At 67.7% G+C, this 22,854-nt stretch carries 21 protein-coding genes; 7 read left to right on the top strand and 14 right to left on the bottom strand.

All coding sequences use genetic code 11. The features are described from left to right. Positions 1 to 129: 129 nt before the first annotated feature. From OG379_RS35285 to OG379_RS35270, 4 genes are all read right to left on the bottom strand, one after another. Positions 130 to 345 (bottom strand): hypothetical protein, encoded by a 216-nt coding sequence (locus OG379_RS35285; RefSeq protein WP_405667264.1) that lies wholly within the window; start codon positions 343 to 345, stop codon positions 130 to 132. Between the two features lie 122 nt (positions 346 to 467). Then, positions 468 to 713 carry a non-oxidative hydroxyarylic acid decarboxylases subunit D gene (locus tag OG379_RS35280; RefSeq protein ID WP_405667262.1) on the bottom strand — a complete coding sequence of 82 codons (246 nt, stop codon included), beginning with the start codon at positions 711 to 713 and terminating at the stop codon, positions 468 to 470. Between the two features lie 33 nt (positions 714 to 746). Next, positions 747 to 2,174 carry a non-oxidative vanillic acid decarboxylases subunit C gene (gene vdcC, locus OG379_RS35275; RefSeq protein ID WP_405667261.1) on the bottom strand — a complete coding sequence of 476 codons (1,428 nt, stop codon included), beginning with the start codon at positions 2,172 to 2,174 and terminating at the stop codon, positions 747 to 749. Between the two features lie 25 nt (positions 2,175 to 2,199). Further along, a complete protein-coding gene (locus OG379_RS35270; protein WP_405667260.1) occupies positions 2,200 to 2,793 on the bottom strand; it encodes a non-oxidative hydroxyarylic acid decarboxylases subunit B in 594 nt (197 codons plus the stop codon). A gap of 84 nt (positions 2,794 to 2,877) precedes the next feature. On the opposite strand from OG379_RS35270, the gene OG379_RS35265 reads away from it, so the two are divergent. The 6 genes from OG379_RS35265 (at position 2,878) to OG379_RS35240 (ending at position 9,283) form a co-directional block, all read left to right on the top strand. Then, entirely contained in the window at positions 2,878 to 3,765 is an 888-nt protein-coding gene (locus tag OG379_RS35265; RefSeq protein ID WP_405667259.1) for a helix-turn-helix domain-containing protein, read from the top strand. A 648-nt stretch (positions 3,766 to 4,413) separates the two neighbouring features. After that, on the top strand, positions 4,414 to 5,808 hold the full coding sequence (locus OG379_RS35260; RefSeq protein ID WP_405667258.1) for an NAD(P)-binding domain-containing protein: 1,395 nt from the start codon (positions 4,414 to 4,416) through the stop codon (positions 5,806 to 5,808). Further along, on the top strand, positions 5,805 to 7,142 hold the full coding sequence (locus OG379_RS35255) for a TRAP transporter large permease subunit (RefSeq protein ID WP_405667257.1): 1,338 nt from the start codon (positions 5,805 to 5,807) through the stop codon (positions 7,140 to 7,142). Before OG379_RS35260 ends, OG379_RS35255 begins: the two co-directional genes overlap by 4 nt. A gap of 28 nt (positions 7,143 to 7,170) precedes the next feature. Then, positions 7,171 to 7,437, top strand: coding sequence for a hypothetical protein (locus tag OG379_RS35250; protein WP_405667256.1), 267 nt, complete (start codon positions 7,171 to 7,173; stop codon positions 7,435 to 7,437). A gap of 106 nt (positions 7,438 to 7,543) precedes the next feature. Next, a complete protein-coding gene (locus tag OG379_RS35245) occupies positions 7,544 to 8,296 on the top strand; it encodes an IclR family transcriptional regulator (protein WP_405667255.1) in 753 nt (250 codons plus the stop codon). Positions 8,297 to 8,311: 15 nt separating this feature from the next. Beyond that, positions 8,312 to 9,283 carry a cyclase family protein gene (locus OG379_RS35240; RefSeq protein WP_405667254.1) on the top strand — a complete coding sequence of 324 codons (972 nt, stop codon included), beginning with the start codon at positions 8,312 to 8,314 and terminating at the stop codon, positions 9,281 to 9,283. A 180-nt stretch (positions 9,284 to 9,463) separates the two neighbouring features. On the opposite strand, the gene OG379_RS35235 is transcribed toward OG379_RS35240, so the two are convergent. The 10 genes from OG379_RS35235 to OG379_RS35190 form a co-directional block, all read right to left on the bottom strand. Continuing rightward, positions 9,464 to 10,876 carry an MmgE/PrpD family protein gene (locus OG379_RS35235; RefSeq protein ID WP_405667253.1) on the bottom strand — a complete coding sequence of 471 codons (1,413 nt, stop codon included), beginning with the start codon at positions 10,874 to 10,876 and terminating at the stop codon, positions 9,464 to 9,466. 75 nt (positions 10,877 to 10,951) lie between these two features. Beyond that, positions 10,952 to 12,337, bottom strand: coding sequence for an aldehyde dehydrogenase (locus OG379_RS35230; RefSeq protein ID WP_405667252.1), 1,386 nt, complete (start codon positions 12,335 to 12,337; stop codon positions 10,952 to 10,954). 139 nt (positions 12,338 to 12,476) lie between these two features. Continuing rightward, positions 12,477 to 13,808 carry an MFS transporter gene (locus OG379_RS35225; RefSeq protein ID WP_405667251.1) on the bottom strand — a complete coding sequence of 444 codons (1,332 nt, stop codon included), beginning with the start codon at positions 13,806 to 13,808 and terminating at the stop codon, positions 12,477 to 12,479. Positions 13,809 to 13,901: 93 nt separating this feature from the next. Continuing rightward, positions 13,902 to 14,942: a zinc-binding dehydrogenase gene (locus OG379_RS35220; protein WP_405667250.1), complete on the bottom strand. Its 1,041-nt coding sequence runs from the start codon at positions 14,940 to 14,942 to the stop codon at positions 13,902 to 13,904. A gap of 2 nt (positions 14,943 to 14,944) precedes the next feature. After that, positions 14,945 to 15,196 (bottom strand): hypothetical protein, encoded by a 252-nt coding sequence (locus tag OG379_RS35215; RefSeq protein ID WP_405667249.1) that lies wholly within the window; start codon positions 15,194 to 15,196, stop codon positions 14,945 to 14,947. 198 nt (positions 15,197 to 15,394) lie between these two features. Beyond that, on the bottom strand, positions 15,395 to 16,144 hold the full coding sequence (locus tag OG379_RS35210) for an SDR family NAD(P)-dependent oxidoreductase (RefSeq protein WP_405667248.1): 750 nt from the start codon (positions 16,142 to 16,144) through the stop codon (positions 15,395 to 15,397). A 69-nt stretch (positions 16,145 to 16,213) separates the two neighbouring features. Continuing rightward, positions 16,214 to 17,695: an aldehyde dehydrogenase gene (locus tag OG379_RS35205; protein ID WP_405667247.1), complete on the bottom strand. Its 1,482-nt coding sequence runs from the start codon at positions 17,693 to 17,695 to the stop codon at positions 16,214 to 16,216. A gap of 25 nt (positions 17,696 to 17,720) precedes the next feature. Beyond that, positions 17,721 to 19,133, bottom strand: coding sequence for an MFS transporter (locus OG379_RS35200; RefSeq protein ID WP_405667246.1), 1,413 nt, complete (start codon positions 19,131 to 19,133; stop codon positions 17,721 to 17,723). 43 nt (positions 19,134 to 19,176) lie between these two features. Beyond that, entirely contained in the window at positions 19,177 to 20,265 is a 1,089-nt protein-coding gene (locus OG379_RS35195; protein WP_405667245.1) for a tartrate dehydrogenase, read from the bottom strand. Between the two features lie 190 nt (positions 20,266 to 20,455). Then, positions 20,456 to 20,848 (bottom strand): nuclear transport factor 2 family protein, encoded by a 393-nt coding sequence (locus tag OG379_RS35190; protein WP_405667244.1) that lies wholly within the window; start codon positions 20,846 to 20,848, stop codon positions 20,456 to 20,458. A gap of 530 nt (positions 20,849 to 21,378) precedes the next feature. Here OG379_RS35190 and OG379_RS35185 point away from each other — a divergent pair. Then, positions 21,379 to 22,818 (top strand): sugar porter family MFS transporter, encoded by a 1,440-nt coding sequence (locus tag OG379_RS35185; RefSeq protein ID WP_405667243.1) that lies wholly within the window; start codon positions 21,379 to 21,381, stop codon positions 22,816 to 22,818. Positions 22,819 to 22,854 lie beyond the last annotated feature (36 nt).

The following is a 22,854-nucleotide window of genomic DNA, read 5'->3' as shown; positions in this document are numbered from 1 at the left end:
GGGGCAGCGACTGTGAAAGCACTTCCCGCGATCGAGGCGAGCGCCATCCCACTGGTGCGCAGGACAGGAGCTGCGCGAAGTTGTGTCAAACGAAGACATCGCGATGGCAGACCAGTCGGTGGGACACAGTCACGGCACGCTGCGGTGGAACCGGAACGGCCACTGGTGAACCGAGCTGGTGAGAACGTCGGTCGGCACCTCAAGCAGCTGGGCCGGGGCGTGGCCCGCGTCGTAGCGGGCGACCACTACGACGCGGTCCTGGCCGCCGAGGTAAATGTCGGCGCTCTGGAAACCGGGTCCGCCGGCGAGCTCGGGCGTTGCCCGGTCCTCGACCCATGCCAGCACCTCTTCTCGTCGGCCCGCATCAGTATGGACTTCCCACATGAGTGTGTCGTTCAGATCGGGAACGAGTGACTGGGTTGACGCCTCGGGAGGGTGACTCCTTCGTTGTGTCGGCTCCGACATAGTCAGCCTCGGCTTTGCAGCGGTGGGATCGCGGGCACCTCGATCGCGTTCTCGATATCGGCCTCCGTCAGCTTGAACTCGTCCGGGTACGCGTCGCGGCGGATGCGGCGTGCGGGCTCACTGGTGCGCCAGGTGTAGAGGCAGCGACCGCACTGGAGCACATCCCACGCCCCGGGGACTGGTGACGTAGCGAGGTGCGTAACGGTCTCGGAGGCGCAGCGGGGGCACTCGACGGGCAAGTTGTTCATGGGAATTGTCCTCTCGGTGGATCCAGGTGGGCGTCAGTGCCGGTCGGCGATCAGGCGCTGCAGGCGGGCGGCCCAGGCAGCCGTTTCCGGCAGGTCCTTGGCCGGGGTGGAGAAGTTGCCACGGACGTCGGGCGCGACAGGCGTCGTCGCGTCGATGATCATCTTGCTGGTGATGCCGGCGGGCTGGGCGGCGGGAGCGAGCTCGAGAACCGACAGATTGGGGATGACGACGACATCGTCCTTGGGGTTGACCTTGGCGGACATGGCCCACATGACCTGCGGCAGGTTGAACGGGTCCACGTCTTCGTCGACGAGGATCACCTGGGATACGTAGCCGAGGCCGTGAGCCGTCGTCATGGCGCGCATCCCGACGGCCTTGGCGAACCCCCCGTATCGCTTGGCCGTGGAGATAATCACCATCAGGCCATGGGTGTACATGGCGTTGACCGCCTTCACCTCAGGGAACTCGGCGCGCAGCTGCTTGAGGAGGGGCACACACGTGTTGGGTCCGACGAGGTAGTCGACCTCGGTCCACGGCATGCCCAGGTAGAGCGACTCGAAGATGGGGTCGGTGCGGTACGAGACGCGATCGACGCGGATGACAGGCATCCGGCGGCCGCCCGAGTAGTGACCGGTGAACTCCCCGAACGGGCCCTCTATCTGCCGCTTACGCGATTCGATGACGCCTTCGATGACGACCTCGCTGCCCCACGGCACGTCGAAGCCGGTGAGCGGCGCGGTGGTGATCGGTGCGGGTGCTCCGCGCAGCGCGCCGGCCATCTCGTACTCGCTCTGGTCGTACGCCATCGGCATTCCGGCGACGATCGCCATCACGGGGTCGTTGCCGAGGGTGATGGCGATGGGTAGGTCCTCGCCCACTTCCTCGGCCTTGCGCAGGTGCTGGGCGACATCGTGCATGGGGACCGGCTGGAACGCGAGCCGGTTGGAGCCGATGACCTGGATGCGGTAGGTACCGACGTTCTGCTTGCCGAAGTCGTCCGGGTCCTCAGGATCCCGGGAGACGACGGCGGCCTTGTCGAGGTAGAAGCCGCCATCGCCATCGTTGAGACGGAACAGCGGTAGGACGGAGAAGAGGTCGACGTCGTCGCCTTCCTGGGTGTTCTCGCGCCAGGGTGCGTCCGCGCGGCGTTCGGGGGCGACCGGGAAGGCGTCCCAGCGCCGCGCGAACTCCTCTACCTGCTCCTTGACGGGGGTGTTCTTCGGCAGTCCGAGCGCGAGTGCGTGGTTGGCCCAGGACCCGTGCACGTTCATCGCGATTCGGGCGTCGGTGAAGCCCTTGACGTTGTCGAAGTGGAGGGCCGGGGCGTTCTCGCCGATGCGGCCGGCAGCGTTGGCGGCAGCCGCGAGATCAGGCTCGGGCAGCACCTCGTCGGTGATTCGCAGAAGCTGCCCTTCCTTTTCCAGGGTGTCCAGGAAGCTGCGCAGATCGTCATAGTGCATGGTGCAATCCTTTTCTGTACGGGGGTCAGGCGGCGGTGCGGTGAGAGGCACGTGCGGCACGCATGCCGGCCCAGCGCCGAGCGGACGGGGCCGGCAGGTCGAACTGGTCGAGGATGCGGGCCGTGATGTGGTCGACGATGTCGTCGACGGTCCGGGGGTGGTTGTAGAAGGCGGGCATCGGCGGCACCAACTGCACGCCCATGCGCGCCAGTTCGAGCATGTTCTGCAAGTGGATCTCGCTCAGTGGCGTCTCGCGTGGAACGAGCACGAGCTTGCGCCGCTCCTTGAGGATCACGTCCGCGGCACGTGCCACAAGACCGTCCGCGTAACCCGCTCTGATCCCCGCGAGAGTCTTCATGGAGCAGGGAACGATCACCATGCCGTCAGTCCGGAACGAACCGGAGGAAATGGTGGCACCCTGGTCCTCGGGGTGGTGCGTGACATCGGCAAGCGCTGACACCTCGGCCACGGACAGGCCTGTCTCCAGCTCGATCGTGGTCCGGGCCCAGCGGGAGAGCACCAGATGCGTCTCCACATCCGGCAGCTCCTGCAGACACTCCAGCAGACGGACACCGAACGGGGCGCCCGTCGCCCCGGTCATTCCCACGACCAACCTCACAGGACCACTCCTCACACGTCACTGACCTGTGCCTTGACGCTAAGAGGCGGTTCGGGCGCGGCGGCGGTACCCTCGAGACTCACCATGGGGAAAAACGGACAGCCTGCAGGCCGCCCCGATGTCAGGGACCTCGCCTACACCCCGACCGTGGGCGCACCGGCCGGGCTTGAGGTGATAGAACTCGCCGAGCTGTACGAGCGCTCCCGCCGTCACGGCAACGACCCGTACGCGCCGCTGCGCCCCTCCTTCCACCAGCTGATCGGCGTCCGTGAGCGGCCGCTCCGCGTGTGGGTCGACTTCATCGAGCACGAGCTGCATCCCGGGTCGTGGCTGTGGATCCGGCCGGGGCAGGTACAGCGGTTCGACCCAGGCCTGGTGGCGGCGGACGGGGTGGTCGTCATGTTCCAGCCGGGCTTCCTGCCGCCCGCCACCGTGTCGGCGGCGCACATGGATCCGCCGTACGAACAGTGCCCGCTGACGCCCGAGGGCCCGGTGGCGGAAGGCCTACGACGGGCGCTCGACCATCTCGCCTACGAGTACGGGGCGATGGCCTCTCTTCCTCTGACCGCGCACATCGAAGTGCTGCGCGCACTGCTGTCCGTACTCGTGGTGCGGCTCGCGCAGGCGCGCGGCCCGGCGCCGCGACAGATTGCATCGTCCGAGGCGTTCCGCCGCTTCCACACCGCCGTCGAGCGGGACCACGCGGTCACCCGCCGCGTGGAGGACTACGCTGCGGCGCTCGGCTACAGCCCGCGAACGCTGACCCGCGCGACGCTCGCCGCGGCGGGCCGGACAGCCAAACAGTACATCGACGACCGGGTGCTACTGGAGGCGAAGCGGCTGTTGAGGCACAGCGGCCTCACGGCGAGGGAGGTCGCGGCCCAGCTCGGATTCACCGACGCGAGCGACTTCACGAAGTTCTTCCGGTTGCGGACGGGCACGACACCGGGCGCGTTCCGTGAGGACCCGTAGCCGTGTCGGTGAACTTGGCTCCGGTTACCGAAGCCGACCCGCGTTCTCCTCGGGCTTGCTTTCCAAAGCGTCACGGATACAGCCCCGCACGCCGCCCGGCGTCATCCGGCCGACAAGGCCAGGTCGGGGTAGGCAAAACCTAATCCTCTTTCGGCACCGTCGGCACCTGCGGCGCTGGCAGATCGCTGTCGAGCGTGTTCAGCGGCACCCCCGGGAGTGGGCCAGTTCCTCAGCGCTCATCAAGGGACAGTGGCCAGCCGCGCCACTGGCGGTTTCTGCCGCACGGACAGTGGTTCGACGCATGGGTACTCCAGAACGGCTCGGAACGGGCAGCAAAGAACCACGTGGGAGCTGAGACGGTCACCTTGCGGTCCCCCATCTCCGCCTCGCCGCCCCCGACGACCCCCGCTGCACGAGCCTGCGTCTTTCCGAGGCGCTCACCCGACGCTCCTCGATGACGGGATACGTCACCCACGGCGCGTCACGCCGGTCTGTCTGAGTCTGGGCGGGTTTGCGGAGCAAGTCGACCGTCTCACGATGGCCGGATTTGATCGATCATTCGTCAGCTATTGACGCGCGCGTCACGCCGGAGCAACATCCTCACGCACGCAGTGAGAAAAGTTATCACTCTATGAGAAGGATGTTGTGATGAAGGTCGGGATTCTGGGCTTGGGTGAAGCTGGAGCTCTGTATGCGACGGGCTTCGCGGAACACGACTGGCAGGTCACCGGCTTCGACCCGGGCGACGTACCCACCCCGGAAAGCGTGGACCGGGCGGCCACCGCAGCCGAGGCAGTGCAGGGCTGTGAGCTGGTGCTCAGCCTGACCGGCGCCAAAGCCGCTCTGGCCGTGGCGCAGGAAGTCGCCCCGCACCTGCAGGCGAGGACCGTCTATGCGGACATGAACGCCAGTGCCCCGGAGTTGAAGCGCCGGATCGCGGAAGTGATCACCGCATCGTCTCCGGCGATCTTCTCGGACGTTTCCGTGATCGGTTCGGTGCCGAAATACCGCCACCGAACCGCTCTGGTGGCCAGCGGCGCAGGAGCTTCGGTGATCGCGGACTACTTCGGCACCCTCGGTGCACCAGTGGAGGATCTGGGCTCCGGGCCCGGAGCAGCCTCCTCACGCAAACTGCTGCGCAGCCTGTTCATGAAGGGGCTGGGTGCCATCATCGTGGAGGCCGTGGACGCGGGCCGGGCGGCCGGTGACGAGCTGTGGGTGCGCGCGCAGATCGCGAAGGAGCTCGTCGATGGCGACAGTGGTCTGGAGCGTCTGTATGAGGGGACGTACAAGCACGCCGAGCGGCGTGGGCGCGAGGCGTCCGCGGCCGCGGAGCTCGTGGCGGAGCTGGGCCTCGATACCGGGCTGGCGCGGGAGATCAGCCAGCTGCACTTCCTGGCGGGCCGGGCCCAAGGACTGCGGGACACCACCCGGCTGACCCCGGAACTGCTGGAAGCCTACGTTGGCCTGGCGACGGCGAACATCGGTGACGCCACCGAGCGGATGGGGCTCCTGGACTCCGGCATCAGCGCCCTGTGGCCCGGTGCACGGGCCGTGGGGCGCGCGCTGACGGTGTGGACCCGCGCCGGGGACAACCAGGCGCTTCACCAGGCCATCAAGATCGCTGAGCCCGGTGACATCATGGTGGTCAACGGTGAGGGCGATGTGTCCCGGGCGCTGGTCGGAGAGCTGATCGCCGAGCGGGCCCGGTCCCGGGGTGTGGTGGGCATGGTGCTGGACGGAGCAGCCCGCGACGTCGAAGTCTTGGCCGAGATGGGTTTCCCCGTATGGGCGAGGGCCGTCACTCCGGCCGGTCCCTACAAGTTCGGCCCCGGCCAGGTCGGGGTGCCGGTCGCCGTGGGCGGTGTGGTCTGCCGACCGGGTGACCTCGTGGCAGGTGACAGCGACGGGGTCGCGATCGTCCCGGCCGACCGCGCGGCCTCCGTCCTGGCCGACGCCCGGGAGGTGGAGGCCGAGGAAGCCAGGCGGCGCGTCAGCATCCGCGCCACCGCCACCGCCGCTGTCCCAGGAGGAGCATCGTGATCGCCGTATGGGCCCTCGGCTGCTACATAGCGGCCATCATCGTGTGGAACGCTGTCCTCAAACGCAACATCGGCGAGGCGCTGATCGTCGGGTTCCTGGTCACCGGCCTGTTCGCCGGAGGCGACATCGCCCACGCCATGTGGAACGGTTTCGCCGAGGCCATGCAGGAGGAGGTGACCTTCGCGGCGCTTGCCTTCGTCTTCATGAGCTACCTGCTGGCTCGCACTCCGGTGCTGGACCAGCTGCTGGGCATCCTCAACTCGCTGCTGGGGAGGCTGCGCGGCGGCCCCGTCTACACCTCCACCCTCGCCGCCGGTGTCTTCGGCGCCATCGCACACGTCGGCGCAGCGGTGACCGCCGCCGTCGGGTCGGTGACGATCCCGTGGATGAAACGCTCGAAGGTGAGCGGCGAGCTCGCCGCCACAGTGGCAGCGGGCGGTGCGGGCATGGGGGTCACGTTCCCCTTCAGCTCCACCATGTTCATCCTGATGGGCACGGCAGGCGTGGCGTCCATGGCCACTACCGACGACATCGTGCTGCCGCTCTTCATCGGCGGGCTGTGGTGTCTGGGCTACCGCATGGTCGCCGCGTTCATCATGGTGCGCCGCCACAAGATCCAGCCCATGGACCGTGCCGACCTGCTCCCCCTGCGCACGAGCCTGGGCGCGGGCTGGACGAGCCTGTTCCTGTTCGCCGCGCTCGTGATCCCGCTGCTGCTGACCAAGGGCCCGAGCGGCGGCGCGCTGACCGACTGGGTCGGCACCACGATGTCGGACGCGATCAGCCTCATCACGTGGATACCCGTCCTGTTGATCTTCACGGTCTTCATTCTCGGCCGGCGCCACTTGCCGCGCTCGGGGCGCGAGTGGTGGCAGGTGCTGGGGAACACGGCCCCGCAGTTCGGGGTCATCGGTGTCACCATCGTGGCGGCGTTCTCCGCTTCCAACGTGCTCGGGGAACTCGGACTTCCGCAGCAGTTGACCGAGCTGCTGGCCGGCATCGAGGCCCCACTGTGGGTCATGGCCCTGATCGTGGGTGTCCTCGTGGTCGGCGTAGCCATTCCGCTCACCGCGAGCGCCACCATGGCCGCGATCGGCCCGGTCGCCGTCTCCTCACTCGTCGGCGCAGGCGTGCCGCCTGCCACGGCCTGCGTCGCAGTGCTCATTTTCGCCTCGACCGAAGGTGCCTCACCGCCGTCCGGCGCGCCCATCTACGTCGCCAGCGGCATCGCCGGCATCGACCCGGCCCGCACGTTCCTGCCCCTGGTCTCCTACTACTGCGTTCCCATCCTGCTCATCGGGGCCGCAGTGGCGACCGGTGTCCTGCCCGTCTGATCCGAAAGGCCGCGCCATGGTTCACCGCGTGCTGCAACCGCTCTTCCGCCTCAGCATCGTCGCATTCCTGATCGGCGGCGTCGTCATCGTCCTCGGCCAGGCCCTGGGGATCATCCTCGGCAATGCCCAATGGGTGGAACACGTGGAAGCAAGTGCCCAGCCGGCCACCTGCATCGCTGCGAGCATCTGCGGGATCCTCTCCTTCGCCCTGTCCTACGGACGCCCCGCCGAGACGATTGACGCGACGGTCGCCGACCCGCTCCCCCAGCAGGCGCCGGCCGCCAGCCGCTCGTAATCGCCGGTACTTTCTGGATGGATCTTGTGCGATCCACCCTCTGCTCGCATGCTGATAAGTCTTATCAAGACCCTTGTGTGCCGAGCAGACCATCCAGGAGCCGTCGATGCCCACCCCTGCCGCCCCCGCCATGCGTTCCCTCGAACGGGCCTTCGACGTCCTGGGCGTCCTGGAGGGCACCCGGCAGCCACTGCGGCTGAGCGAGGTCGCACGCCGCGCGGATCTGCACGTCGCCACCACCCAGCGCATCCTCAACGTCCTCATCGAACGCGGCTACGCCGCGAAGGAGGACACCGGCTACGTCGCCGGCCCCGCCGCCGTCGCCACCGCGCACGCCTTCCTGGTCAACAACCGCCTCAGCCAGGTCGCCCTCCCCGTCCTGCAGGAACTGGCCGCCACCACCGGCCAGGCGGCAAGCCTCTACGTGCGCGTCACCCTGGCACGCGTCCTCATCGCACGCGTCCAGGGCCGCAACCCACTCCGCTACCAGCTCCCCATCGGCGAGAAACTCCCCCTTCATCTCGGCGCCGGCAAGGCGTTGGCCGCATGGCTGCCCGACACCGAACTCCATACCCTCATCGACCAAGCCACCCCTTTCACGCGCATCTCCGGCGAACACGTCACCGGGGCCGACCTGGCAGCCGACCTCCGCCAGGTCCGCGACGACGGATACGCCCTGTCTCTGAGCGAACGCGTCCTGAACGTCACCGCCGTCAGCGCACCCATCCGCCACGGTGAGGACATCCTGGGAGCCATCAGCATCACCGGAGCGAGCGGCGACCTCACCGAAGACGACCACACCCGCCTCATCAGCGAAGTACGCAGGGCGGCCGACGCGATCGCCGCGCGCTGCCCCTGACAGAGAGCCGCCCCTATGTCCCTGCCCACCTACCGACAGCTCACCGAACGGACCGACGCCCCGGCCGGATCCAGCTGGCACCTGTTCACCGACCACCCCGAACGCGGCATGGCCAACTTCGCGGGCCCTCAGCAGATCCGCCGCGCCGCCGACAGCGTCCTCCAGGGACGCGCCTTCAATCTGGACTACCCACTGGACGCCTTCGACCCGCCCATGTCCAAAGCCCGCGGGATCCCCCAGCACCGCATCACCGCCAAGCACGAACAGGCACGCGATGACGTCCTGGACAACTTCCACCTCCAGGCCACCACCCAGATCGACGGCCTACGTCACCGCCGCGCCTCGGGACACGGCTTCTACAACGGCGTACCCGACCACGAGATCACCCCCCGCAGTCCGCGTCTGGGAGTGCAGCTGTGGGCGGAACTGCCCCTGGCCGGCCGCGGTCTGCTGATCGACCTCGACGGACTGCTCCGCGACCGCGGAACACCGCTGTCCCACGCCGACGCACCCGCCCTGAGCCCCGAACTTCTCGACGACGCCCTCGACGAACAGGGCTGCCGCACCGAACCCGGCGACCTGATCATGGTCCACACCGGATGGTCCGACTGGTACCTAACGACCAGCTCCGAACAGCGCACCGAAACCCGCACCCGACGCCATGCCACCGGCTTCGCACAGAGCCGCTCATTCGCCGCCTGGTGCTGGGACCACCGCATCGCACTGATGTCCACCGACACATTCGCCGTCGAAGTCCTCCCCACTCAAGCCGACAGCGACTTCCACGACAGTGCCCCCGAGGACAACGGCATGATGCACCAGGAACTGATCGCCAAGCTCGGCCTTCCACTCGGCGAACTGTGGAACCTCACGGCCCTCGCCCAGGACTGCCGAGCCACCGGCCGCTGGGACAGCCTCCTCACCGTCAAGCCACTCAACCTCACCGGCGGAGTCGGCTCCCCGGCCAACGCCACTGCCCTCCGCTGACCGCTCGAAGCCTGTCCGTCTACATCCCCCGCGCCTCGCCGGGAGAAGCCTCTCGGCGTGCACGGGACGGACGTCCGCCCCTGGTCGAAGCTCTGGCTGTGTCTTGGACCCAGTATGTCGCCAGCCGGCGCGCCGACCCCGGTGCCTGGCTGCGGGAGCGCCTGGTCTCCAGCATTACGCTCACGCCCCGAGTCGACCCGGCAGGTCCGCGACGAGTGTCCGAGTCAGCTCGGTGGCATCGTCCAGCGTTTCGAGGTCACGCGCCAACCTCAGGACTCCACTGACCTGGCCCGGTGACGGAGGCCTGAGGGCTGCGGAGGCGCAATCCTCGAATTTGCGGGCAAGGTCGTCCCAGGTCATGGGCGTCTTGGTGCTGCCGGGCACGTCGGTACCGGTGCGGGCGAAGGTGCGGCCGTCACGCAGGACGATCTCCACCCGCCCGGGCGGGAGCTCCATCTTCCAGTCCAGACTCGCGTCCGGAACCGGAACGACCTTCCGTGCGACCTCCAGTACCTCGGGGTCTTTGAGAGCCTCCGGCAGGAAGTCCGCCAGCCCCACGTCGCGGCGGACGGCCGCGACGGCCACCAGGAAGGGGAGGCTGAACTTCGCGTCCACGAGCGTGGAAGGTTCGCGTCTGGCCTCGATCGGCCGGCACATGAGGTCGTGGTAGTCGCCAACGTGGACGCGGATCTCTTCGATGTCCTGCGTTTTCACGTCGTGTTGGGCGATGAGGCCGATGGTGGCGTGGATGTGGCTGTGGGCTGTGCCCACCGTGGGCCAGGGCTTGTAGAGAGTCCCGGCGCCCTGGTAGTCGCTGCCCAGGCCCGCGAGGATCGCCTCACGGTCGTAGCTGCTGTCGAAGTACGTCCGGAAGAAGCCGTATTCACCTTCGAAGAGATCGGCGACCCCCGAGATTCCCTTGTCCGCCAAGAGCGCTGCCGTAACCGCACCCTTTGCGGAGAACCCGGCGTACATGGCTCGTAGATCGCTGCCAGTACCGGCAACCACTTCCATGACACCGCACGACTGCATGCTCGCGATGCCGAGGGCATGGGCCAAGCGCTCGCGCGGCAACCTCAGGACCCGGCCGGCCGCGCCCGCTGCGGCAAGCACACCCAGGACCGTGGAGAGGTTCCAGTCCTTGCGCCAGCCGACATTGCGACGCAGGCGGGCGAAGAGGTCCTGCCCGGCTGCCACCGCAGCGATCATGTCGGCACCGGAGACACCGCCTTGCCGCTCGGCCACCGCGAGCACGGCCGGGACGATCGAGCTTGAACAGTGCTGGCCCCACGGGGTCTGGTCGTCGTAATCAAGACAGTGCGCCATGGCGCCGTTGGCGAACGCTGCCATGATCGCCGGAACCTTGCCGCCGAAGGCGAGCACCGATGCCTCGGGGCGGCCTCCGTTCTCCTGGACCAGGTCAATGACACCGCGCACGGCCGGCTCCGTGCCACTGGCGGCGAGGATCACCCCCAGCGTGTCCAGGATGCTCTTCTTGGCCGCTTCCGCGGCCTGCGGCGGGAGTTCACCGTACTCGGTCTCGGCTATGCAGGCCGCCAGAGCGTGGACGATGTCCGTCGTGGGGAGGGGCATGTGTACCTCGGTTGCAAGTCGTATTTTGCCGGAGGGATCTGTGAGGGGGCCGGCCTGGGAAACGTCCACCCTGCGTCAGGCGAGCCGCTCGGCCATGTCCCGCGGCAGGCCGATCGACTTCAGTTCGGTGTACGCTCCCAGGCCCTCCGGCCCGTTCTCGCGCCCGAGGCCACTGCCCTTGAATCCGCCCATCGGCGCGCCGGGGCCCGACGGGTTGCCGTTGAGCTCGACAATGCCGGTCCTGATCCGCCGCGCGATCTCCAGGCCGTGGCCGGTGTCTGTGGTGAAGACGGCGCCACTGAGGCCGTAGGTGGAGTTGTTGGCAATGGCGACCGCGTCGTCCTCGTCGGTGTAGGTGAGCACCGAGACGACCGGCCCGAACACCTCCTCCTGGGCAATACGCATTCCGGGATCCACCCCGGTGAGGACCGTCGGTTCGACGTACCAGCCGCGGGAGAACCCCTGCGGGCGCCCACCGCCGATCACCGCCTTGGTCCCCTCGTCACGAGCGATGGCCAGGTACTTCTCGACCACGCTCCGCTGCCGCGCGCTGACCAGCGGGCCAATGTGTGTCTCGGGCCGTCCGGGATCGCCGAGCGGCATTGACTCGACGAGGGCCACGAGACGGTCGAGCAGCTCCTGGTGACGGCGCGGCGAGACCAGGATGCGGGTCTTGAGGGTGCAGATCTGACCGCTGTTGCGGAAGGAGCCCAGGCGCAGCGCCTCGACCGCTTGGTCCAGGTCGGCGTCGTCGAGAATCAACGCGGCGCTCTTGCCGCCCAGTTCGAGGCTGACGCGCCGCAGATCCTGACCGCACAGGGCGGCTATGCGACGGCCGGCGACGGAGGATCCGGTGAACGACACCTTGTCCACGCCGGGATGCGTGACGAGGTACTCACTGGCCTCACGGTCGGCGGGAACCATGTTCACCACACCGGGCGGCAGTCCGGCCTCGGCGAGCAGCTCGACGAGGCGGTAGGAACTGAGCGGCGCCTCGGGCGAGGGCTTCAACACCACGGTGCACCCGGCCAGGAGCGCGGGTGTGATCTTCTGGACAGCGATGGACAACGGCATGTTCCACGGAATGACGGCAGCGACCACACCCACCGCTTCTCGAGTGACCAGCGCCGCCGCCCCTTTGAGGGATCGCCGCACTTCGTCGAAGCGGAAGTCCCGCGCGAGCCGCAGATAGCTGTCAAGGACGCCGAGTGGCGCGACCACCTGAATATTTCGAGACTGCGTGATCGGGCAACCCATCTCCCGAGTGATCAGCTGCGCCAGCTCCTCGCTGTTCGCCTCGATCGCATCGCGCAACCGCTGCAGGACACCAACACGCTCTTCGAGCGGGCTGGTCGCCCAGCCTCCCTCGAACGCCCCCCGGGCCGCTGCCACGGCGCGGTCCATGTCGTCCGGCGTGCCCGCCGGAATGGCTGCGATCGGCTCTTCCGTGACCGGGGACATCACGTCGATCCGCTCCTGTGTCGCGGGCTCGACCCACTCACCTCCGATGGAGAGACGGTCGTAGCGGCTGTACTGGTGCATCGAATTACCTCCACAGGTACGGGGTGGGATGTCCTTGCCGACTGAGACCGGTGCGGTGTCAGCTCGCCGCCGGTTCCTCCGCCACGCGCGTTTCCTGCCGTACGGCAGGGGGCCTTGTACGCGCATGTCGCAGGTCGAAATCCTTGGTCTCCGGCGTGAACAGCACGACAACGAGGGCGAAGATGCTCACGCCCATGATGTAGAAGGCCGGGGCGACCGCCGATCCGGTCGCGCTCACGAGAACTCCCGAGACGAGAGCGACGGTGCCGCCGAACAGGGCGTTGCCGAGGTTGGTGGCGATGGCGTGCCCGGAGTACCTCATGGAGGTCGGGAACAGCTCGGCCTGGACGGCGAATTGCGGTGTGGTGGTGAGGGCCGTACCGATCATCAGGATGAATGCGGTGCCGAAGGCGGCCGCGACGGAGCCGCTGGACGCGAGCGCGAACGCTGGGTAGATGCCCGCTGCCGTCCACAGGGTGCCCGCGATGAGCAGAGGCTTGCGACCGTAGTGGTCGGCCAACGCGCCGGTCACCGGGTACAGGATCGCGCCGCCGGCGATCCCCGCTGAGGTCACGAGCAGCGCGGGGATCTGACCGAGACCGACAACGGTGATCAGATAGGTGTAGAGGTAGCCGTTGAGCGCGTAGGTCACGAGGCCGTTGACCGAGGAGAGGAATCCAGCGTTGAGCATGGAGCGTCGCTGAGTCCTGAAGACGGCTCGCAGCGGGTCTTTGACGTGTTCCGCTTTTCGCGCCTCGACGAACTCCTCCGGATCGGTGAGGCGGGCGCGGAGCAGGAGCCCGATCAGCCCGAGCAGGCCGCCGAGGAGGAAGGGGATGCGCCAGCCCCATTCCTGGAAGGCGTCGTCTCCCATGGCGCTGCGCAGGCCCACGATGAACATGCCGACGACGGCGGCGGGCAGGAAGGCCATGGCGGCGCCATATCCGAGCCACCTGGCTCGCTTGCCCTCGGGTGCCGATTCGAGTAGGAAGCTGTAGGCGCCGCTGGTTTCTCCGCCCATCGACAAGCCTTGGCCGAGCCGCGCGGCGACCAGGAGCACGGTGGCTGCGATGCCGATGTGTTGGTAGGTCGGCACCAGCCCGATGAGCATGGTGCAGGCACCCATGGTCACGACGGTGACCACCATCATCCTGACCCGGCCGAGGCGGTCGCCGAGACGACCGAAGACGATGCCACCGACGGGGCGCATCAGGAACGCGGCCGCGTAGACCGCGAACGTACTGAGCAGCCCCGCGGCAGAGTCGCCGGCCGGAAAAAAGTGCGAGGCCAGGATGGGAACCGAGAAACCGTAGACGAAGAAGTCGTACATCTCCACGAAGTTCCCGAAGGACCCACCGATGATCCTTCGTCGCGCGTTTGCGTCTGTCATGCGGACTCTCCTCGTTGAGGTCCTGTCACTGTCTGTGCACGAATTCGATGACTTGGCCGGCCTGGGCCGCACGGCCCAGGGGCGCCGCAGTCGTCATCCGGCATCGTCGAAGACGATGGCTGCCTTGCCGGCTTCCTGGCGGTCGAACTCCTTGTATGCCTCCACCACTTGGTCGAGATGCCAGCGGTGGGTGAAGAGGTCGTCGATCGGCAGCTTGTTGCGGGCGACGAAGGCGGCGCACTGCCGCTGCTGCACGAGGGACATCGTCCAGGAGGTCATGAGGGTCATCTGGCTGCGGTGCACGTCGACCGTGCCGAAGCGGGCCTCGCCGCCGAGTCCGACCAGGCATACCCTGCCCCACGGGGCGAGGGCCGCGATGCCGTCCCTGATCGCCGACGATGCGCCGGAGGTCTCCAGGACCAGAGGGACGCCCTCTCCTTCGGTCAGGTCCCGCAGGACGTCCCGTGCCTGCTCCTGGGCCGGGTCGATCACGGCGACCGCGCCGAACCGCTGGGCGTGGGCGCGTCGGCCCGGTTCCGGGTCGATGGCGACGACCCGGGCGCCGCGGGCCGTGGCGAGCATGGTCGCGGAGAGGCCGACCGGGCCCTGGCCGAACACCGCGAGCGTCCTGCCCCCGATCTCACCGAGACGCTCCAGGCCTCCCCAGGCGGTGCCGGTGCCGCAGCCGATGGCTGCACCCGCCTCGAAGCTCAGCGTGTCGTCGAGCGGGACCAGGGTCGCGGCGGGCACCCGCATGAACGGCGCGTGTCCGCCGTGCTCCTGGGTGCCGAAGGCGCGGAAAGGCTGCCCCGTGCACATCTGCGGCCAGCCGGAGCGGCAGTGGTCGCACCGGGTGCAGCCGACGTAGTGGTGGACCATGACGCGGTCGCCCACGCGGGCGGTGTCCGGGGGCACGCCCGGGCCGACGGCGTTGACTACGCCGGCCGGTTCATGTCCGTTGATGTGTTCCCCGGAGGTCGTGTACCGGCCCGGCTGTTGGCGATACACGTGCAGATCGCTGCCGCACATACCGGATGCTTTGATGGCGACGACGACCTCGCCGGGGCCCGGCTGCGGATCGGGAAAATCCCGGAGTTCGACCGTGCGGTCACCCAGGAAGACTGCGCCCTTCATGTTCACTCCAAAAAATTGTCGGGATGGGACGAGTTGTTCAGCCTGTCCCCGTCGGTGCCAGTGCTTCCTCGGGCACCGCCGCGCCACCACTGGCACCCCATCAGCACGATGGCGACGGCCAGGCTCATCGCCGGGACGACGAGGCCGAACGCGGTGTTGCCTTCTTTGGCCCCCTTGTCGATGGGCAGCAGCCCGGCGGCCCCGCCCAGCGGGGGCACCGTTGATGACGGCGAAGCCCACGGCGCTCTGGGCACGGCTGAGCCCTCGGTGGCCAGCGAAGAAGGGAACTTCGTTACAGAGACGCGGACATGGGCAGCAGGGCCGATGGAGCGCCCATCCGGATGCTCCGGTCAGGGGGATACGGGATGGGCGGCGGGGCCTCACATGCAGACGCGGGTTGTCGTCCATCTCTCACCCCGGCGCCGCCGCCCGCCCGGCGGCGGGGCGCGGCCTCAGTGGAAGGCGCGGCCGCCGTCGACGCCAAGCACCGATCCGGTGACATAGGAGGCGTCGGCGCTGGTGAGGAAGAGGAGGGAAGCCGCGATCTCGCTCGGGTCGGCAATGCGCTTCAGGGCGTAGTTCGAGGCACCGTCGCGGTGCCCGTCGGCCATCGCCGTGTCCACCATGCCCGGGGAGATGCAGTTCACCCGGACCTGCGGGGCGAGTTCCGCTGCCAGTGCCTTCGTGAGGGCGACGATCCCTCCCTTTGACGCGGCGTAGGCCGTGTAGCCCGGGGAGTTGGGCAGCAGGCCCTGCGCGGAGGCGATGTTCACAATGCTGGCTGCGGCCTCGCGGGTCAACCAGGGAAGGAAACTGCGGGTGACGAGGTACGTGCCGGTCAGGTTCACTTCCAGGACCCGGCGCCAGTCGGCCGCCGGCACATCGGTGGCGAGTCCGCGGAACATGATGCCGGCCGCGTTCACCACACCGTCGATGCCGCCCAGTTCCACGGCCGCGCGCTCGGCGGCAGCCGCCACCTCTTCCTCCGCGGTGATATCCACCTCGAAAGCGGACCCACCGGTCTCCTGGGCGGTCTCCTTCAGGCCGCCGGGGTCCCGGTCCAGGAGGGCGAGGGAGGCGCCTTCATGCGCGAAGAGGCGGGCGGTGGCCTGGCCGATGCCGGATGCCGCGCCGGTCACCGCGATGCGGCGGCCGCGCAGCCGACCACGCGGGGCTTCGGCCGGTATCGGTGCACTGCTCATTCTTCTGCTCCATCCAGGGGTGTGCCAGGGGGACCTGCCCGTGGCGGGCAGGGGGCGCGCCGACGAAGGTCAGCGCATCACGAAGGCGTTGGCGGGCGCGTCGTCGTTCGTGGACAGCACGACGCTCTTCGTCTCCAGGTACGCGTCCACCGCCTCGACACCGTGCTCGCGTCCGAGTCCGGAGCGCTTCATGCCGCCGAAGGGCACCATGTAGCTGTACGTCCGGTAGGTGTTGACCCACACGCTGCCCACCTTGAGTGCCCTGGACATGCGCATGGCCCGGCCGATGCCGCGCGTCCAGACCCCTGCGACCAGTCCGTACGGGATGTCGTTGGCGATACGGACCGCTTCCTCCTCGTCTTCGAACTCAATGACGGCCAGGACGGGCCCGAAGACCTCTTCCTGGGCGATCCGCATGTCGTTGGTGACATCGGTGAAGATGGTGGGCTCGACGAACTGCCCGCCAGTCAGGCCGGGGCCGGTCGCGGGCCTGCCGCCGAGGACGCGGCGGGCGCCGTCCTGCTCGGCCACATCGATGTAGTGCAGGACCTTCTCGTACTGGGCAGGGGTGGAGATCGGGCCCACGTTCGTGGCCGGATCCATGGGGTCGCCGAGCCGGATGCCCTTGGCCAGTTCGACGACCTTGGCGAGGAACGCCTCCTTGATGGAGGAGTGGACGAGGAGGCGGGAGCCCGCGGCACACATCTGCCCGCCCGCACCGAAGATCCCCGAGACGACACCGACCGCGGCCAGGTCGAGGTCGGCGTCCTCGAAGACGATGTTCGGCGACTTCCCGCCCAGTTCCAGCGAGACCCGCTTGACGTTGCGCGCGGCCGTCTCATACAGCTTCGCGCCAGTCGTGTCGGAGCCCGTGAAGGCGATCTTCGCTACGTCGGGGTGCTCCACGAGGGGCGCGCCGACATCCGGGCCCAGGCCGGTGACGACGTTGAACACCCCGTGGGGCACGCCCGCTTCGGCGAACAGTCCGGCGAGTTCCAGTGTGCTGGCGGAGGCGTACTCCGAGGGCTTGACGACCACGGAGCAGCCGGCGGCCATGGCCGGCGCGGCCTTCACGGTGGCGAACCACAGCGGGGAGTTCCACGCGGTGAGCGCGGCGACGACACCCACCGGTTCGCGGCGCGTGAAGGCGACCGAGTCGGCCTTCTCCAGCGGGATCGAGGAGCCCTCGATCTTGTCGGCGAGGCCCGCGTAGTAGTACCAGCATTCGGCTACGGCCTTCATCTGACCGGTGACCTCCGCCAGGAGCTTGCCGTTGTCGCGCACCTCGGCCTCGATCAACTGCTGCGCATGCGCGATTATTTGGTCACCGATGCGGCGGAGCACGCCGCCCCGCTCCGAGGCTGTCATGTCGGCCCACGGTCCGAGGGTCATGGCGCGGTGGGCGGCGTCGACGGCGCGCTCCGCGTCGGTGGCGTTGCCGCGGGCGATGCGAGCCCAGGTCTCGCCGCGGTAGGGGTCCGTCGAGTCGATCCAGGCGCCGCTGTCCGGCTCCACCCAGGCGCCGTCGATGTACTGCAGGTACTGCTTCATGTTGCCTGTCCTTACTGGCAGTTCATTACTGTGGGGCATTGCTGGGGGTCATTGCGGGGGACATCTCACGCAGGCCGGGCGGACGCACGGGTTCCATGTCCGATGCCAGGTCTCGGTGTCCGCCTTCGCGGCACGTCGAGACGGCGACGGCGGACACCACGAGGACGACGAGGTTCACGGCCATCACGAGCTTGCTGCCGCCGAGGGCCGTCAGGCCAGCGGCGAGGAACGGTGCCGGCGCCGCGAACAGCACGTTGGCCCCGGTATAGGCGAGAGCCATGCCGGTGAAGCGGACCTTCGTGGGGAACTGTTCGGCGAACAGAGCCGGTTGGGCACCGCTGAGGAACTGGATGGAGCACATCACGAGGGCGACGATGGCGCCGGTGGCGACCGGGTTGGAGACCGCGGCCGTGAAGAAGAGCACGATGCCGACGAAGCAGCCGCCGAGGCCTATGTGCCACACGGCGCGCCGCCCGATGCGGTCACAAACGTACCCTCCGGCGATCGCGAAGCCCGCGGATAGGCCGTTCGCGACCACCATGATGACCGTCGCCGTCTGTGCGGACATGCCAGTCGCAGAGGGCAGGTAGCTGAGCCCGTACACCGCGATCAGATAGAAGCTGAGCGTCGTGCCGGCCCAGGCGAGCATCAGTCCGATCACCTGGCGCGGGTGCGTCTTGAGCACGCGGATGCCGGTACCGCGGGAACGGGAGCCGCCCTCGGCGGACATCGCCGTCCCCGCGTCCTTGGCGTCCGCGAAGGCCGGTGTCTCCTCCAGCTTGAGGCGGATGAACACCGCGGTCGCCACGATCACGATGCTCCCGATGAACGGGACCCGCCAGCCCCAGGCCAGGAACTGGTCCTCGGTCAGTGAGGCGCTCAGGGCGGCGATGACGACGTTGCCCAGCACCTGGCTCAGCGGAGACCCGATCACGACGAAACTGCCCATGAGGCCGCGGCGACTTCTGTCGCAGTGCTCCACCGAGAGGATCTGTCCGCCGGTCGCCTCTCCGCCGAGCGACACTCCTTGGACGAAGCGCAGCGCGACGAGAAGTACGGCGATGCCGACTCCCCGGCCCGTCGGCAGGAAACCGATCAGGATCGACGAGGCACCCATCAGCACGAGGGTGACGAACAGGATCGGCTTGCGGCCGATCCGGTCACCGAGGTGCCCGAAGAGAACCGCTCCGAGCGGTCGCGCCGCGACTCCCACGCCGAAGGTGGCGAACGAGGCGAGCAGGCCGCCGGTCGGCCCCAACTGGTGGAAGAAGAGCTGCGGGAAGACCGTCGCGGAGAGAATCCCGTAGGTGGCGAAGTCGAAGTACTCCAGGGCGGATCCGAGGGTGCCACTGGCAACCGTGCGAACTTCCATCGACTTCAGGGGCTTCTTGCCGACTGTGCTGTTGCGCGGCTCTGGTGGTGCGGAGGCGGACGTCATCGGCTGCTCCTAGTCAGGGTCCCGTGCCGGGAGTTGGGGGCGGTTAGGGATTGAGGGCGTCGATCAGGTTTTTGGTGACTTCGTCGGTGGTGGCGGTGCCGCCGACGTCACGGGTGAGGATCCCCGCTCCGGTGACCATCTCGATCGCCTTGTTCAGGCGGGCCGCCTGGTCCGGCAGGCCGAAGTGCTCCAGCATCAGCGCCGCACTGCCCACCGCACCGATCGGGTTGGCCAGGCCCTGTCCCGCGATGTCGGGGGCCGAGCCGTGCACCGGCTCGAACATGCTCGGGAAGCGTCGCTCGGGGTTGAGGTTGGCGCTGGCCGCGAGGCCGAGGCTGCCGGCCAGGGCACTGCCGAGATCGGAGAGGATGTCGGCGTTGAGGTTCGAGGCGACGACGACGGACAGGTCCTCGGGCTTGAGTACGAACTTCGCCGACATTGCGTCGACCAGCACGCTCTCGGTCTCCACGTCGGGGTACTCGGCGGCCACCCGCTTGAAGACGTCGTCCCACAAGACCATTCCGTACTGCTGCGCGTTGGACTTGGTGACCGAGGAGACCTTGCGGCGCGTGCGGGTGCGGGCCAGGTCGAAGGCGAAGCGGATGATGCGTTCGCAGCCCACCTCGGTGAACAGGGAGGATTGGACGGCCACCTCGCCGCCCGGCCCGCGCCCGGAGAGGTTGCGGCCGCCGAGCCCCGCGTATTCGCCCTCGCTGTTTTCTCGGACAACGACCCAGTCGAGCTCGGTGTCGTCGGACTTGCGCAGCGGGCTGAGCACGCCGGACAGGAAGTGCACGGGGCGGACGTTGGCCCATTGGTCGAAGTTCTGGCAGATCTTTAGGCGCAGGCCCCACAGGCTGACGTCGTCGGGGACGGAGGGCCAGCCAACGGCGCCGAAGTAGATGGCGTCGAAGTCCTTGAGCTGCTCCAGGCCGTCGTCGGCCATCATCTTGCCGGTACGTGCGTAGTACTCGCAGCCCCAGTCGAATTCCCGCCAGTCGAAGGTGAACGCGTCGGCGCCGGTGCTGTCGGCGGCGAGCGCGTCAAGCACCTGGCGTCCGGCGGCCACTACCTCCTTGCCAATGCCGTCCGCGGGGATCACCGCGATGCGGAAGGTGCGGAGAGTGGTCACGAGGGGGCTCCGTCCAGTCGAACCAGTAGCCCGGCGTTCCAGCCAGGTCGTGTTACTGGTGATTGAACGGCTCGTGTCGTTCGTATGTCCAAGACCGGTTCGCTTCCCGGCTTGAAGGCAGCGCCTATCGGTTGGTGCGGCGGGGCGCGAAGTCGGCAGCGGCGTGCACCTCCGCGTCCGACGCGGGCGTCTAGGCGCTTTCTCGCTCGAGCGCGTCGAAGACGGGGGCGTTGTCCACGTAGATGCGCTGGTCGACGAACTTGCCGTCAACAATTGTGATCTTGGAAGCAGCCTTGATTTCGATCACAGCCCCGCTGCGAAGTGTCCAGCGACCGACGGACTCGAAGAAGACGATCCCGTCCTCCTCCCATACGTTCACAAGGTCATGTCCGAGCGACGCGACCTTGTCGAGCGCGCCCCGGAAGGCAGAGATGACGTTCTCTCGCCCCTTGACCTCTGGGCTGTTCCCAAATGTCAGGGTCATGTCCTCCGCGTAGTAGGAGCCGAACTCACGGGGGCAGTTCGCCTCCATGGCCGAGTAGTACTCGGTGAGCAGCTTTACCGTTTCGATGCTTGCACGCATGGTGATAACAGACCTCTCCTTGGGAACTCGGCCGGGCTGCCCATGCCGTGCGGAGCCGCTGTCACCCTGCCGGGCACCACAGGGCGATGCCCGTACAGAAGGGGCGCGGGCCCCATCTCATTTCCTTGAGATCCAGCAAGGGACACCCCGGACCGTTGACTGAATCTCACACTGCAGGATACTGTCCAGCCCGCGCTCGGTAGTTGTGTGCACCGTCACAGTAGAGCCGTCGGCATGGAACGCCAGTTGCTATGGAGCCGAGCGGTGCCCAAGTCTTCGTGTGCTGAACGCTTCGGCCTCTCAAGTTGACAGTTCTGCAGGAGGTTCACCTCCGCAGCCAGGAACCCGTGCCAAATGAGCAAGGGGCCGACGACCCATCTCCACCTCGCACAGCGACGCCCACCTGCCGACACGTCGCCACCGGCAACATCCGGTGGGCCAACGGGCCGCCGCCGAGCGCGACCCACCCATACCCGGCCACCACACCAGCCATCACCTTGCGGTTACGGGACGACCTAAAGGGAGACTGCATGTCCGACCATCAAACTTCCGCAGACGTCCTACCCCGGACCAGCGGTCGCGAGGATCCGCGGACCTTTCTGTTCCGGTTGACAGCGATCGCCAGCCTGGGTGGTCTCCTGTTCGGTTTCGACACGGGGGTGATCTCCGGCGCACTGGTCTATCTCCACGAGGACTTCCATCTGACATCCGTCACCGAGGGGTTGGTCGTCACCTCACTGCTCTTCCCCGGTGCGACGGCAGGCGCGCTTCTGGGCGGACCCATCGCTGACCGTGTGGGGCGGAAGAAGTCGCTGGTCATGGCCGGCGCGATCTTCGTCATCAGCACAGCCGCCTGCGCTCTCGCTCCCAGCCTCGTCATCCTGATCGTGGCGCGCATAGCCCTCGGCTACGCCGTCGGCGTAGCGTCCGTTGTCGTTCCGCTGTATCTCGCCGAGATGGCACCGGCCTCGCAGCGAGGCCGCATCGTCACAGTGAACCAGCTCATGCTGACCGCCGGCCTGTTCCTGGCATTCGTCATGAACGCGGTACTCGCCAGCCTGATCGACGACCATCTTGTATGGCGCTACATGGTTGGCGTCGCTCTCATTCCGGCCGTGGGCCTTCTCCTCGGGATGCGCACTCTGCCTGACACACCTCGTTGGTACGCGAGCAAACAGATGTGGTCCGAGGCCAGGCACACCCTGCAGCGGGCGCATCTCGCCAACCGGGTCGAAGCTGAGTACAGGCAGATCACCGCCATCGTCGAAATTGACGCGATCAAGGGCAAGGTCTCAGCCTTCGCCACCTGTCGCAGTCAACCGTGGATGAAGCGGCTGATCTTGGTCGGCATCATTCTGGCCGTGGCGCAGCAGACGACCGGCATCAATGTGGTCATGTACTACGCCCCAACCGTCCTGGAGAGCTCCGGTCTCACCCGATCCGCGTCGCTGATCGCCTCCGCCACCGTCGGTATCGCGATGATCGTCTTCACGATTGTGGGCATGTGGATTCTCGGCGTGATGGGGCGTCGCAAGATGATGTTGCTCGGTTTCGGCGGTGTTGCCGCCTCACATTTGGGGCTGCTCCTCACGTATCTACTGCCCGACTCGAACCTGCGCTCGTACCTGATCCTGCTCTTCATGCTGCTGGTGACGGCGTTCATGGTGACTTTCCTGGGCACCACGGGCTTCCTCGTGCTCTCGGAGCTGTTCCCGTTGCCGATCCGCGGGTTCGCCATGGGCGCTTCCCTCGGCGGGCTGTGGGTCGCTAACTCCCTCATCTCGTTCCTGTTCCCAATCCTCGCCGAACGGTTCGGTTCGGTGGCGGTGTTCTCCGGTTTCATGTTGCTCAACGTGCTGGCAACGCTGTTCGCGTATCGCTGCGTCCCGGAGACCAAGGGACGCACCTTGGAAGAGCTCGAGGGTGAACTGCGTGACCGCTACAGCGGCACGGTCACCGAACGCCTCTGACCCGACACCACCCACACCCCCCTGTTCACGACAGAA

It is taken from the genome of Streptomyces sp. NBC_01166, from assembly GCF_045039765.1.
Classification (GTDB): domain Bacteria; phylum Actinomycetota; class Actinomycetes; order Streptomycetales; family Streptomycetaceae; genus Streptomyces.
Note: the sequence above shows the minus strand (reverse complement) of the source record. Positions and strands in the feature narration are given on the sequence as shown.